The 13,311-nt window shown below is 71.6% G+C and carries 11 protein-coding genes; 6 read left to right on the top strand and 5 right to left on the bottom strand.

From position 1 onward, the window contains the following. Window positions 1-6: 6 nt before the first annotated feature. From AC1C2V_RS02060 to AC1C2V_RS02040, 5 genes are all read right to left on the bottom strand, one after another. On the bottom strand, window positions 7-1,668 hold the full coding sequence (locus AC1C2V_RS02060; protein WP_495387900.1) for an ABC transporter substrate-binding protein: 1,662 nt from the start codon (window positions 1,666-1,668) through the stop codon (window positions 7-9). 167 nt (window positions 1,669-1,835) lie between these two features. Then, complete coding sequence (locus AC1C2V_RS02055) at window positions 1,836-2,540, bottom strand: YoaK family protein (protein ID WP_495387899.1); 705 nt, start codon at window positions 2,538-2,540, stop codon at window positions 1,836-1,838. Between the two features lie 235 nt (window positions 2,541-2,775). After that, window positions 2,776-3,702 (bottom strand): glycine betaine ABC transporter substrate-binding protein, encoded by a 927-nt coding sequence (locus AC1C2V_RS02050; protein ID WP_495387898.1) that lies wholly within the window; start codon window positions 3,700-3,702, stop codon window positions 2,776-2,778. Window positions 3,703-3,763: 61 nt separating this feature from the next. Next, the gene (locus AC1C2V_RS02045) at window positions 3,764-4,648 is read right to left on the bottom strand and encodes an ABC transporter permease (RefSeq protein ID WP_495387897.1); all 885 of its coding nucleotides are present in this window, start codon (window positions 4,646-4,648) and stop codon (window positions 3,764-3,766) included. Continuing rightward, window positions 4,645-5,958 carry a quaternary amine ABC transporter ATP-binding protein gene (locus AC1C2V_RS02040; RefSeq protein ID WP_495387896.1) on the bottom strand — a complete coding sequence of 438 codons (1,314 nt, stop codon included), beginning with the start codon at window positions 5,956-5,958 and terminating at the stop codon, window positions 4,645-4,647. The genes AC1C2V_RS02045 and AC1C2V_RS02040 overlap by 4 nt, the downstream gene beginning before the upstream one ends. Window positions 5,959-6,403: 445 nt before the next feature. Between AC1C2V_RS02040 and AC1C2V_RS02035 the strand changes: the two genes are divergently transcribed. The 6 genes from AC1C2V_RS02035 to AC1C2V_RS02010 all read left to right on the top strand — a co-directional run bounded on the left by AC1C2V_RS02035 (window position 6,404) and on the right by AC1C2V_RS02010 (window position 13,284). After that, on the top strand, window positions 6,404-6,790 hold the full coding sequence (locus AC1C2V_RS02035) for a hypothetical protein (RefSeq protein ID WP_495387895.1): 387 nt from the start codon (window positions 6,404-6,406) through the stop codon (window positions 6,788-6,790). A 404-nt stretch (window positions 6,791-7,194) separates the two neighbouring features. Beyond that, entirely contained in the window at window positions 7,195-7,815 is a 621-nt protein-coding gene (locus AC1C2V_RS02030) for a sunset domain-containing protein (protein ID WP_495387894.1), read from the top strand. A gap of 169 nt (window positions 7,816-7,984) precedes the next feature. Continuing rightward, on the top strand, window positions 7,985-9,526 hold the full coding sequence (gene ahcY, locus AC1C2V_RS02025; protein WP_495387893.1) for an adenosylhomocysteinase: 1,542 nt from the start codon (window positions 7,985-7,987) through the stop codon (window positions 9,524-9,526). A 123-nt stretch (window positions 9,527-9,649) separates the two neighbouring features. Beyond that, the gene (locus tag AC1C2V_RS02020) at window positions 9,650-11,062 is read left to right on the top strand and encodes a sensor histidine kinase (RefSeq protein WP_495387892.1); all 1,413 of its coding nucleotides are present in this window, start codon (window positions 9,650-9,652) and stop codon (window positions 11,060-11,062) included. Further along, entirely contained in the window at window positions 11,062-11,754 is a 693-nt protein-coding gene (locus AC1C2V_RS02015) for a response regulator (protein ID WP_495387891.1), read from the top strand. The genes AC1C2V_RS02020 and AC1C2V_RS02015 overlap by 1 nt, the downstream gene beginning before the upstream one ends. Before the next feature lie 285 nt (window positions 11,755-12,039). Next, window positions 12,040-13,284 (top strand): acyltransferase family protein, encoded by a 1,245-nt coding sequence (locus AC1C2V_RS02010; protein ID WP_495387890.1) that lies wholly within the window; start codon window positions 12,040-12,042, stop codon window positions 13,282-13,284. Window positions 13,285-13,311 lie beyond the last annotated feature (27 nt).

The raw sequence follows: 13,311 nt of genomic DNA, 5'->3' as shown, positions 1-13,311 counted from the left end.
CGCCGATCAGCCCGCCTCGACGAACGCGGCCTGGCCCAGGTGCACGACGCCGTCGGCGTACGTCGCGACCCCGGCGACCTCGTCCGCGTACCCGGTGAGGTTGCGCTGCCGGTACAGGTAGATGATCGGGTTGTCCTGGAGCACCTGGGTGATGGCCTGCCCGTAGAGCTCGGCCCGCTCGGCGGCGTCGCCGGCGCTCGCGGCGTCCGTGAGCAGGGCGTCCACGTCCGGGTTGGCGTAGCCCGAGTAGTTGTTGCCGGCGCCCGTGGTGAGGAAGTTGGAGGTGTTCCCGTGCGGGTCCACGCGCCCCGACCAGCCGAGCTGCAGCAGGTCGAAGTCGCCCGCGGTCTGCGTGTCGAGCAGGGTCGAGTACTCGACCGGGGTGATCTCGATCTCGAAGCCCGCGTCGGCGACGGCGGCCTGGAGGGCCTGGGCGAGCCGGAGGGTGTCGGGGTTGTTCGAGACCTTCATCTCCACCTGGTACGGGGCCTCGACGCCGGCCTCCTCGAGCAGGGCCTTGGCGCCCTCGGGGTCGTACTCGGGGCAGGTCTCGCTGGCGGGGCTCGTGAACGGGCTCGACGGGGCGATCGGGGAGCAGGCCGGGTCGTAGGCGTCGTTGAACACCGACTTCACGAGCTGCTCGCGGTCGACCGCCATCGACAGCGCCTGGCGGACCCGCGGGTCCTGCGCGAGCGGGGTGTCGATCGTGCCGGGCTTCGCCCCCACGCCGTCGGTGTTGCCGACGTTGACCGTCATGGCCTGGTAGCCCAGCGACCCGGTCTGCAGGATCCCGACGCCCTCGGTCTCCTCGAGCTCGGCGAGGTCCTGTGGCGAGATCGAGTCCGCGACCTGGACGTCGCCGGAGCGGAGGTTGGCGGCGCGGATGGAGGCGTCGGTGATGATCCGGTACGTGATCGTGTCGAGGTGGACGTCGTCGGCGTCGTAGTACTCCGGGTCCCGCTCGACGGTGATGGACGTCTGCGGCACGCGCTCGACGAACTTGAACGGGCCGACGCAGACGGGGTGCTCGGCGAAGTCGTCGCCCAGCTCGTCCAGGGCCTGCGGGGACATGATCATCCCGGCCCGGTCGGCCAGGACGGCGGCCAGGGGAGCGAAGGGCTCGGAGTACGTGATCTCGACGGTGAGATCTTCGGCGGCGGTCACGTCGGTGATCGGGCCCAGCTCGCTGGCCCGCGACGAGTCCTCCTTGGTGAGGTGGCGCTCGAGGGTCGTGACGACGGCCTCGGCGTCGAACGGCGTGCCGTCGGCGAAGACGACGTCCTCGCGCAGCGGGATCGTCACCGTGAGGCCGTCGTCGGAGACCGTCGGGAGCTCGGTCGCGAGCATGGGGACGACGGTGCCGTCGGCGTCGAGGTCGTAGAGCTTCTCGCACATCGTCTGCATGACGTAGCGCGTGTAGAGCGAGGAGGACGTCGTCGGGTCGAGCAGGTCGGGCTCGGCCGAGAGCGCCATGACGAGGTCGCCGCCCTCGACGACGGTCTTGCCGTCGAGGGAGACGGAGGTGACGTCCGAGGGCGTCGCGGACGACGCGGCGTCGCCGCCCGTCGACTGGACCTCCTGGCAGCCCGAGAGCGCGAGCGCGGCGCTCAGGGCGAGAGCTGAGCCGATGGCGGGGCCGCTGCGGTGCGGCCAGTTCGAGATGCGCACAGTGATGTGTCCAATCCGGTGTCAATAGGGACGGATTGCATGCAATCACGACACAGGATGGCGGAAGGTAGGCGATGTGTCACTAGTGCGTGAAATATCCGTGACATCCCCGGTGCAGTCTCGACAGGTGGTCAGATGCCGGTCAGGCGCGCCGTCAGGCACGCGCGTCAGGCACGCGCGTCAGGCGCGCCGCCACGGGGGTGCCCGAGGAGGGCGACGACGAGCGTGAGGACGGCGCTTACGCCGACGCCCCAGGCCAGGTGGGCCTGCAGCAGCAGGGCGCCCGTGGCGGCGCCGGCGCAGATGAGGGCGATCGCGGCGATGCGTCTCCCGGCATACTTGCCCGAGCCGCCCGCGAGCCGGGAGTCGGCGGCCAGGCCGGTGATGGTCGAGGTGACGACCACGGTGGTGACGTCCTTGACCGACAGGTGCCGCGCCGTCGCGGCCTGCGCCCCCATCGCGAGGGCCAGCAGCCCGGTCACGACGAGCCGCACGGCGGTCGGCAGGTCGTCGTCGGACACGCCGAGCAGCACGGCGATCGCCGCCAGCACCAGACCCACCGCCGAGATCAGGCCCGTGGTGCGCGGGGTCCAGCCCACCTGCACCGGCCGCAGCACCATCCCGGCGATCGCCGCCCCGACCATGAACGTGCCGAGCGCGAGCAGCGGCCCGACGACGGGCAGGTCGTCGCCGCCCGCCAGCGCCATCCCGAGGATGACGACGTTGCCGGTCATGTTGCCGGTGAACACGCGGTCCAGGCCGAGGTAGCCCACGGCGTCGGCGATGCCGGTCGAGAACGTGAGGGCGAGCATGAGGACGAGGTGCAGCCGGTCGCGGTCGCGGCGGAGTGGTCCGAGGAGGGAGCGAGGCACCAGGTCACCGTACCGACCCCGCCGAGATAGAGAACCCCGGACGCCGAGATAGAGAAGGCGGACCCGCGAGATAGAGAGGTCCGGACGAGGCCCCAGCCTGCTGGGGTCCCGTCCGGACCTCTCTATNNNNCCCCCCCCAAACCCCATCCCCCCCCCCCCCCCCCCCCCCCCCCCCCCCCCCCCCCCCCCCCCCCCCCCCCCCGGGTCCGCCTTCTCTATCTCGGCGAGGGGTCGGTCACTCGGTGGAGCTGCCGCCGGTCACCTGGTCGATGAAGTCGGGGTTCGCCTCGAGCCACGCGTCGGCGGCGGCCTCCGGGTCGTCCGCGTACTGCTCGTCGTTGAACATGAGGTTCTCCAGGGAGAACAGCTGCTCGTCGTCGAGGGTGAAGTTCTTCAGCCAGCCCGCCAGCTCCGGGTAGCGGTCGGCGAAGTCGGCGGTGCCGTAGGTGTGGATCTCCTCGGCGTCGCCCATCACGCCCTCGGGGTCCTCGAGGTCGCGGACCGGGTACTCGTCGTAGGCCCAGTGCGGGCGCCACAGCGTGACGGCGATGTTGTCGCCGCTCTCGACGGCGCCCTTCAGCTCGGCGAGCATGGCGGGCGTCGAGGAGATCGTGTAGTCCAGACCCTCCAGACCGTAGGTCGGGATGGCCTCCTCCGTCGTCACCTTGGTGAGGCCCGCGCCCGCCTCGATGCCGACCAGCTTGTTGCCGTAGTCGTCGGCCATCGTGGCCAGGTCGCCGATGGTCTGGGCCGGCGAGTCCTCGTTCACCGCGATGGTGAGCTTGGCGTCGTCGTACCAGGTGCCCAGGTCGGAGATGTCGTCGCCGAACTTCTCGACGTACGAGGCGTGCGTGAGCGGCAGCCAGGTGTCGAACAGCACGTCCATGTCGCCGCCCGCGAGGCCGGTGAAGACCACGCCGATGTCGGCGGTCTTGGTCTCGACGTCGTAGCCCTTCTCCTCGAGCACGGCGGCCCAGAGGTTGGAGACGGCGATGCCTTCGTCCCAACCGGTCGGGATGCCGATCGTGATCTCCTTCTCGTCACCCGAGGCGTTGCTGCCACCGCCGTCGTCGTCGCCCGACGCGCAGGCGGCGAGAGAGACGGCGAGGGCGAGGGTGCCGCCGGCGGCGGCGAATCGACGGGTGTTGCGTCCGAGATTCATAGGGATGTCCTTCCTGAGGGGGTCGTGCGGTGGCCGGGGCCGCAGCACGGAAGCGTGAGAGTCAGCGAGCGGCCCTGAGGGCCCTTGCCACGGGGGAGCGGTCGGCAAGGGCCGACGTGACCCGGTCGAGATAGATCGCGAGGAACACGACCGCGAGGCCGGCCTCGAAACCGAGCGAGATGTTGACGCTCGACAGGGCGCCTACGACGTCGCCACCGAGACCGCCGGCGCCGACCATGCCCGAGATCACGACCATCGACAGCGCGAGCATGATCACCTGGTTGACGCCCGCCATGAGAGTGGGCATCGCCAGCGGGATCTGGATCTGCCGCAGGATGCGTCGGTCGGTGGCGCCGAACGCGCGCCCGGCCTCGACCACCTCGGCGTCGACCTGCCGGATGCCCAGCTCGGTGAAGCGCACGCCCGGGGCGAGCGCGAAGACGATGGTCGCGATGATGCCGGGCACGGGCCCGGTAAGGAAGATGACGACCGTCGGGATCAGGTAGACGAAGGCTGGCATCGTCTGCATGAAGTCGAGGATCGGGCGGACGACGCGCGACACGTGCTCGTTGCGCGCCGACCAGATCCCGAGCGGGATGCCGATCACCAGCGCAACCACCGAGGCCAGCAGCACGAGTGCCAGCGAGTCCATGGCATTGGTCCACTGGTCCATCGCGGCGATGATGACGAAGCCGGCCAGCGTGCCGAGAGCGAGCTTCCAGCCCTTGGCCCAGAAGGCGATCGCGGCGAGCACGAGGGCGACGACCCAGAACGGCGGGGTGCTGAGCGCCCAGTCGAGACTGTCGTAGATCGCCTCGAAGAAGGCCTTGACCCCGTCGAAGAAGGGATCGAACGTGTCGGTGACCCAGTCGATCGCGGTCTCGATCCAGTCACCGACCGCGACGCGGGGGACCAGCGTGTCGGTATCCGTGGCGGCGGAGATCATGCCGAGGCTCCTTCCGTCGTCGCGGCGGGGCCGGCGTCGATGTGGTCGCCCTCGAGGGGCGTGTCCGAGTTGCCGTTGGTGACCGTCTCGCCGGGAACCATCGCCTCCAGCAGGGTCACGCGGGGGATCACGCCGACGAGGCGCCCCTCGTCGTCGACCACGGCCATCGGGACGGCGGACTCGGTGGCCGGCGCGAACAGCTCGGCGAGCGGGGTGTCCTGGTGCACGGAGGTCACGTCGGTCACGACGATGCCTTCGAGCTTCTCGACGCCCTCCTTCGCGGCCCGTACGGCGTCGTCCGCGCGGACGAGCCCCTTGAGCCGGCGCCCGCGGTCCACCACGTAGGCGCCCGACGCCTCGGCGTCGCGCATCTCGCGTGCGGCCAGGCGCGGCCCGCCGCCGATCGCGACCGTGACGTGCGGGCGCTGCATGACGGCTGAGGCCGTGAGGACCCGGGAGCGGTCGACGTCGGCGACGAACTTCTCGACGTACTCGTTCGCCGGGTCGGACAGGATCTGCTCGGACGTGCCGATCTGCACGATCTCGCCGTCACGCATGACGGCGATCCGGTCGCCGAGGTGCATGGCCTCGTTGAGGTCGTGCGTGATGAAGATGATCGTCTTGCCCAGCTTCTCCTGGAGCTCCAGGAGCTGCTCCTGCATCTCCGAGCGGATCAGCGGGTCGAGGGCGCTGAACGCCTCGTCCATGAGCAGCACGTCGGTGTCGGCGGCGAGCGCGCGGGCGAGGCCGACGCGCTGGCGCATTCCGCCCGACAGCTGGGACGGCAGGGAGTTCTCCCAGCCGCTGAGCCCGACCATGTCGAGCGCGTGGCCGGCCTTCTCCTGCCGTTCGATCTTGCCGATGCCCTGGATCTCCAGCGGGTACGCGGCGTTGTCGAGCACCGTGCGGTGCGGCAGCAGCGCGAAGTGTTGGAACACCATGCTCACGCGGGTGCGGCGCAGTTCGCGCAGTCGTTTGCCGTCGACCGTGGCCAGGTTGGCGTCACCGAGGAGGACGTCGCCCGCGCTCGGAGTCCACAGACCGTTGAGCATGCGGATCAGCGTCGACTTGCCCGAGCCGGAGAGGCCCATGACGACGAAGGTCTCGCCGGGGGCGACGTCGAAGTTCGCGTCGATGACTGCGGCGGTGCCGAGGTCCTTGACGTCGTCGCGGGTCGCGCCGGCCTTGAGCCGGCGGACCGCCTCGGTGGGCTTGGGGCCGAAAACCTTGTAGACGCCGCGCACCGACACCGCGGGGGTCACCGCGGGGCTGTCGGCGGGCGTTGTGGTGGTACTGCTGTCTCCCGTCATTCGGGCAGGGCTCGCCACCTTCCATCAAAGTCGGATGCACCCACGGTTCACCGTGCCGTCGTCGAGCGTCGGTCACGGGTTGCCGTGCTACCGGGAACCGGTGGGCACAAGGGCGTCTTTCACCATGCCTTGGTCGAGGGGCACATGGCGAACCGGGAACCTGGGTCCGTTCCGCGGCTTCAATCCCCGTTGTCCTGGGGATTTGACAAGAAACGGGGGTCGAACTTGCCCGTTCGATCGTTATTCGACTGTGATCTACGGCGTGATCCGGCTCACGACCTGCGCCTTCGCTGCCATCCGCCGCCCCCCGCCCGGACGGCGCTAGGTGGGGTGAGGGTCAAGGCCGGATCTACGGGTGTTCAGCAAGCGGCTCTCCGGATGTTCAGCGAGCGGGTGAAAACGCGGCCTTCTGCCCGCACGGCCTGACACGATCCCCGGAGGTTCCGTGGAACCTGTCCCGTCGCCGCGCCCGCGTCACCGCGGGCGGGTCACGGCGCTCGTCGCCACCCTGTCGTTGGTCCTCACGCCCTTGCCGGTCGTGCCCGCGGCCGCGTCCACCGAGCCGGGTGCGGAATCGGCGGTCTCCGTCCAACCGACCGCCGACCCGACCTCCGCCGTGGTGGTGGTCGTCGTCGCGCCGGCCGCCGAGCTGCTCGCCGCCACGGGGACCGCCCGGGTGGGGGAGCTCGCGGTCGACCCGCAGCCGGCCCTGTGGGCCCCGGCCGACGTCGCGCTCACCTTCACCTACCGGTGGCTCGCCGACTGCGCCGAGATAGAGGGAGCCCACGACGCCTCGCTCGTCGTGGCTGCTGCGACCGCGGCCGCTCGGTGAGTGTGGAGATCGCGGGGACCGCACCTGACGGCTACGAGTTCGCGGTGGTGGAAGCCGTCACCGCTCGCTGCTGCTCCCGGGTCTGACCGTCCGGCTCCGACCTGGCGTTCCGGCGGTCCGTCTCGGGAGAGCACGGCTCGTTCGCGGCGATCCCGAAGCGGCTCCACGCTCACGGTGAGCAGCGTGGGGACGTGGAGCCCGAAGCCGTCGTCGTGGCGCGGCGACGTTCGGGGTAAAGATCACCCCGAACAGCGGGTGAAGTCGGCCATCGGCAGGCCGTTCGCGGCCGATCGCGCCGCATGCTTGTCGGGCGACATCGGTGCACCGCCCGGGGGAGGGGCGCGTCCGCAGGGTGGTCGCGGACCTTCGACCTCGCTGTCGGGCCTACCACCCTGGAGAATCCTGTGACCTTCACCCTGCCCGCGCGCCGCCCCGGCCGCCTCGTCGCCCTCGTGACGGCCGCGACGCTGCTGGCCGCACCGCTCGCCGTCGTCCCGGCGACCGCGGCCGCCCCGACGGCCGCCGCCGCGACGTCCGCGACCTCACTGACGATCAAGAAGATCGGCACGAAGACCGCCCCCTACGCGAAGAAGGCGACGGTCAAGCCGAGCGTCACCGCCAAGGGCAAGATCTCGGTGAGGTCCAAGACCCTCACGGTGAAGAAGTCGGGCAAGACGGTCGCGAAGAACAAGAAGAAGGTCAGCCTCAAGGCGGGCACCTACCAGGTGACGACGAAGGTCACCTACAAGACCCACAAGCTCACGTCGGTCAAGAAGAAGGTCTGGTCCGCCCCGAAGGTGAAGACCAAGTCGCAGACGCTCGTCGTCAAGCAGGGCAAGAAGCCCTCGCGCACGACTCCGGTCAGCAAGTACAACTGCCCGAGCTGGGCGCCCGTGAAGGGCAACCAGTCCGGCATCTACCACGTGCCCGGCGGCCGGTACTACAAGGTCACCACGCCGGAGGAGTGCTTCACCACCGCGGCCGCTGCCCGCAAGGCCGGCTACCGAGCCTCCAAGAACGGCTGACCTGACCGACCACGACGAGGCCGGCACCCCCACTGGGTGCCGGCCTCCCTGCGTCTCCGGCACCCTGCGGGCTACCCTGGGTGCTGGCCCGCGCCGGCGACGGCGCGCCACGCGCAGACGGGAGCCCCCAGCGCACTCGGCTCAAACCGCAGACACCCAGGAGGCGACCATGTCCACGACCGTTGAGGCACCCGGGACCACCGGATTCGACGAGGCCCCAGACCGCTACAAGGTGCGCTCGCTCGCGCTGGCGGAGGCCGGGCGCCACCAGATCCGGCTCGCCGAGCACGAGATGCCGGGCCTTATGACGCTGCGTTCCGAGTTCGGCGAGTCGCAGCCGCTCGCGGGCGCCCGCATCGCCGGCTCCCTGCACATGACGGTGCAGACCGCCGTCCTGATCGAGACGCTCGTGGCGCTCGGCGCCGAGGTCCGCTGGGCGAGCTGCAACATCTTCAGCACGCAGGACGAGGCGGCGGCCGCGATCGTCGTCGGCCCGCACGGCACCCCCGCCGACCCGCAGGGCGTGCCCGTATTCGCCTGGAAGGGCGAGAGCCTCGAGGAGTACTGGGACTGCGCCGAGCAGATCCTCGTGTGGCCGGGTGCCGGCGAGAACGGTCAGGGCGGCCCCAACCTCATCCTCGACGACGGCGGCGACGCCACGATGCTCGTGCACCTGGGGCTGCAGTACGAGCGGGCGGGCGTGGTGCCGCCCGACACGCTGCCCGGCGAGCCGGACCACGCCCATGAGATGAACGTCGTGCGGGGCTTGCTGCGCCGGGCGCTGGAGTCCGACCCGCTGCGCTGGACCACGGTCGCGCAGGGCATCGGGGGCGTCACCGAGGAGACGACGACTGGCGTGCACCGCCTGTACCACCTCGCCGAGGCGGGCGAGCTGATCTTCCCGGCGATCAACGTCAACGACTCCGTCACCAAGTCGAAGTTCGACAACAAGTACGGCATCCGGCACTCGCTGCCCGACGGCATCAACCGCGCCACCGACATCCTCATCGGCGGCAAGGTCGCGTTCGTCGCGGGCTACGGCGACGTCGGCAAGGGCGCCGCCGAGGCGTTCCGCGGCCAGGGCGCGCGCGTCATCGTCTCCGAGGTGGACCCCATCTGCGCGCTGCAGGCCGCGATGGACGGCTTCCAGGTGGCGACGCTCGAGGACGCGATCGGCGCCGCCGACTTCGTCATCACCACGACCGGCAACAAGGACGTCGTGCGCGTCGAGCACATGCTCGCGCTCAAGGACAAGGCCGTCGTCGGCAACATCGGACACTTCGACAACGAGATCGACATGGACGGCCTCGCCGCCGTGCCGGGCGTCGTCAAGACCGAGATCAAGCCGCAGGTGCACGAGTGGACGCTGCCCGCGGACGGCGACCGCCGCGAGAGGTCGATCATCGTGCTGTCCGAGGGCCGCCTGCTCAACCTGGGCAACGCGACCGGACACCCGTCGTTCGTCATGTCGAACTCGTTCGCCAACCAGGTGATCGGGCAGATCGAGCTGTTCGTGGACATGGCCCGGCCGGCCGAGGAGCGGCAGTACGAGCGCCAGGTCTACCGCCTGCCCAAGGTGCTCGACGAGAAGGTCGCGCGCCTGCACCTTGACGCCCTCGGCGTCCGGCTCACCGAGCTGAGCAAGGATCAGGCCGAGTACCTCGGCGTGCCCGTCGAGGGCCCGTACAAGCCGGAGCACTACCGCTACTGAGAAACGCCGCCGGTTGAGCGCAGGCTCGACCGGCGACAACGGGGGATGTCCCCCCGCCGGTCCGGGCGGCGGGCCGGGTACCGGGGGGGACGTCCGGGCGGCCAGGCTGGGAGCATGTCCCGCATGACCTCCACCGACGGCCCGCGGCTCGCCGCCCGCCCGCCGTTCCTCCTCGCACCTTTCCACCGCGACACCTGGCGCGCGTACGGGTTCCTGTGGCTCGCGCTGCTGCTGGCACCGTTCGCGCTCGCGTACGCGCTGTTCACGATCTCGTTCATGGCCGGCGTCGCGGTCACGGTGGTCGGCCTGTTCGTGGCGGGCGGCATCCTGGTCGGCGCACGGGGCTGGGGCTCGATGTACCGGCGGATGGCGGTGCGGTACCTCGGCGTGGAGATCGCGGAGCCGATGCCGCGGATACCACGGAAGGGTTTCTGGCGCCGCCTCGGCGGGATGCTCGGCGACGCGACGGCCTGGCGTGCACTGCTCTACATGTTCGTCACGTTCCCGCTGGCGATCGCGGGGTTCGTCGTAAGCACGGTCTCCCTCGCCGTGGCCCTCGGGGGCATGACGCACTGGTTCTGGACGCGCTGGTTGCCGCTGCAGCAGGCGTCCGACGGCACGTGGCACCGGGGCGCGGCGGTCGGCACCGACTGGTTCGTCGACACCCCGCCGCGCCAGCTGCTGCTCGTCGCCGTCGGCGTGATCCTGCTGTACCTGTGGCCGCAGCTGCAGGCCCTGTTCGCTGGGCTGTTCCGCCTGCTGGCAGTCGGGCTGCTCAGCCCGACGCGCGCCAGCATGCGGGTGGCGTACGCGGAGCGGGCCCGCGCCGTCACGGTCAAGGACGCCGACGCGCGCCTGCGCCGCATCGAGCGCGACCTGCACGACGGCACCCAGGCGCACCTGGTGGCCGTCGCCATGCAGATCGGCGAGGCGCGCGAGCTGCTGCGCGACGGCGCCGACACGGACGAGCTGGGGTCGGTGCTGGAGACGGCGCACTCGAGCACCAAGGACACGCTGGCCGAGCTGCGCGAGCTGGCCCGCGGCATCCGGCCGCCCGCGCTCGACGCCGGCCTCGCCGTCGCCCTGGAGACCCTCGCGGCGCGTGCCGCCCTGCCCGTGCGGGTGCACGCCGTCGGGCTGGACTCGGCCGACCTGCCGTCCAGCGTCACCGCGATCTCCTACTTCGCCGTCGCGGAGCTCGTCGCCAACGCCACCAAGCACGCGCGCGCGACCGGTATGGACGTCGTCGCCGGCGTCGAGCCCGTCCCTGACGCCGCCACGGGCACGGCCCTGCGCGCCCTCGTGCTGCGCGTGCACGACGACGGCGTGGGCGGGGCCGCCGTGCGCGCGCCCGACGCCTCCGGCCGGGGCAGCGGGCTGGCCGGGCTCACGGACCGCCTCTCCGGCGTCGAGGGCGCCCTGCGGGTGGTCAGCCCTCCGGGAGGGCCTACGGTGATCACCGTGACGATCCCGCTGCCCACCGCCAAGGACACTGCCAAGGAGACGGCCAAGGGCACTGCGAGGGACGCCCGCTGATGCCCGTTGAACCGACGCCGGGCCTGCGCGTCGTGGTCGCCGAGGACTCCGCGATCCTGCGGGACGGACTCGTCGCGCTCCTCGCCCGCCGTGGCCACGACGTCGTCGCTGCGGTGCCCGACGGCGAGGCCCTGGTGCGCGAGGTCACGAGGCTCGCGGCCGCGGACGCCCTGCCCGACGTGCTCGTCGCCGACATCCGCATGCCGCCCACGCACACCGACGAGGGCCTGCGCGCCGCTGAGGCCCTGCGGGCCGCCTACCCGGGCCTGCCCGTGCTGGTGTTCTCGCAGTGGGTCGAAACGCGGTACGCGTCGCGGTTGCTCGAGGGCGACCCGCGCGGCGTCGGCTATCTGCTCAAGGACCGTGTGGCCGACGTCGGGGACTTCATCGCCGCCCTCGCCCGCGTCGCGGCGGGGGAGACCGTCCTCGACCCGGAGGTGGTGCGCCAGCTCATGGGCGCGCACCGCTCGCCCGAGGACGGCGTCGCCCGCCTGACCCCCCGCGAGCGCGAAGTGCTCGAGCTCATGGCACAGGGGCGCTCCAACGGGGCGATCGCCGAGGGGCTGTACCTGTCCTACGGGGCGGTGGAGAAGAACGTGGCCTCGATCTTCACCAAGCTCGATCTGGCGCAGGACTCCGCCGACCACCGCCGCGTCCGCGCCGTCCTGCGCTACCTGGGCGTCGACGCCTGACGGCCGTCGCACCACCCTGCCGGTCGAGCCTGTCGAGATCCGCTGGTTGAGCCTGTCGAGATCCGCTGGTTGAGCCTGTCGAGATCCGCTGGTTGAGCCTGTCGAAACCCGGTGAGGTCTCGACAGGCTCAACCGACGACATCTCACGGCCACCAAGGGGGAGGTCCCCCGCATCGGCACGGGGGGGAAGCCGCCGGGAGAGCGGGGGGTCAGGCCCCTGTCCGGCAACGCTGCAGGTCACGAGGCTGTAGGGGTCCTCATCGACCTCTCCCAGGAGTAATCATCGTGGCCGTCATCGACGCCCCTTCACCGACTGCCGTCCGACCCCGCTCCGGCGCGCCGGATCGCACCGCACCGGACCGCAGCACCGCTCCGCGCCGAGCACCCGCTTCCCCGGCCCGGCCGCGACCGCCGCGCGACGGCTTCGTCGACGTCGTGCGGGCGGTAGGGACCGTCGGGGTCGTGCTGCTGCACTGGCTGATGGCCGAGGCCGCGTGGGACGGCAGCACCCTGCAGGTCGGCAACGCCCTCGGACACGGCGCCGGGTGGGTCGCCACCTGGCTGCAGCCGCTGGCCCTGCTGTTCTTCGCCGCCGGGGCGTCCGCGGGTTACCAGCGCACGATCACGTCGGCTGCCGGTCGGGGCTGGGCCGGGGTCGTCGGGTCCCGGCTGGGCGCGACGGCGCGGCCGGTCGCGGCGTTCGCCGGCGCGTGGGCCCTGGCGGTCGCGGCGCTCCTCGCGCTCGGCGTGCCCGACGAGGCGGTGTGGCGCCTGGCCAGGATGGCGCCGCAGCTCCTGTGGTTCCTCGGCGTGTGGGTGCTGCTCATGGTCGCCGCGCCTGCGCTGCAGGCGGCCTGGCGGCGCTGGCGTTGGGGCGCGCTCGGCGTCGTCGTCGCGCTGCCGCTGGCGCTCGACGCGCTGCGGTTCGGACTCCCGGGCGACTTCACCGCCGGGCTCGCGGGCGCCAACGTGGTGCTCGCGTGGGCCGTGCCGTTCCTCGCGGGGATCGCATACGCCGCCGAGCGCAGCGCGCCGCGCCGTCCGGCGTCGTCCGGGTCGGCGGGGCACGGGCGGACCGGGCGCCTGCTGCTCGCGGCCGGCGCCGTCGCGGCGTTGGTGACCATGGCCGTGCTCGTCGCGGTCGGCCCGTACCCGCTGAGCATGATCGGCATGCCGGGCGACGAGATCTCCAACCTCGGCCCGCCGACGGCCCCGGTCGTCGCGCTGGCGGTGGCGCAGGTGTGCCTGGTGCTGCTGGCCCGCGAGACCCTGGTCCGCGCCGCCGCGACCGAGGTGGGCTCCCACGTGGTCGGCGCCCTGGCCCGCCGGTCGATGACCGTCTACCTCTGGCACCTCACCGCGATGTTCGCCGTCGTCGGCGTGGCCCTGCTCGGCTTCGGGCAGGAGCTGCCCGCCGCGTGGGGCGCGGACTGGTGGGCCTCGCGGCCCGTGTGGTTCGCCGCCTACCTGCTGGTGTTGCTCGGCCTGGTGCGCGCCTTCGGCCGGTTCGAGGTCCGCCGCCGACGATGACCCGTCGCCGCTGTGAGCATGCTTCCG

The organism is Isoptericola sp. Y541, from assembly GCF_059445465.1.
Note: the sequence above shows the minus strand (reverse complement) of the source record. Positions and strands in the feature narration are given on the sequence as shown.

Bases quoted from the DNA above. Each gene is read 5' to 3' on its own strand.
- AC1C2V_RS02050 (WP_495387898.1), bottom strand. From the start codon at position 3,702: ATGAATCTCGGACGCAACACCCGTCGATTCGCCGCCGCCGGCGGCACC.
- AC1C2V_RS02045 (WP_495387897.1), bottom strand. From the start codon at position 4,648: ATGATCTCCGCCGCCACGGATACCGACACGCTGGTCCCCCGCGTCGCG.
- AC1C2V_RS02040 (WP_495387896.1), bottom strand. From the start codon at position 5,958: ATGACGGGAGACAGCAGTACCACCACAACGCCCGCCGACAGCCCCGCG.
- ahcY (WP_495387893.1), top strand. From the start codon at position 7,985: ATGTCCACGACCGTTGAGGCACCCGGGACCACCGGATTCGACGAGGCC.
- AC1C2V_RS02020 (WP_495387892.1), top strand. From the start codon at position 9,650: ATGACCTCCACCGACGGCCCGCGGCTCGCCGCCCGCCCGCCGTTCCTC.
- AC1C2V_RS02015 (WP_495387891.1), top strand. From the start codon at position 11,062: ATGCCCGTTGAACCGACGCCGGGCCTGCGCGTCGTGGTCGCCGAGGAC.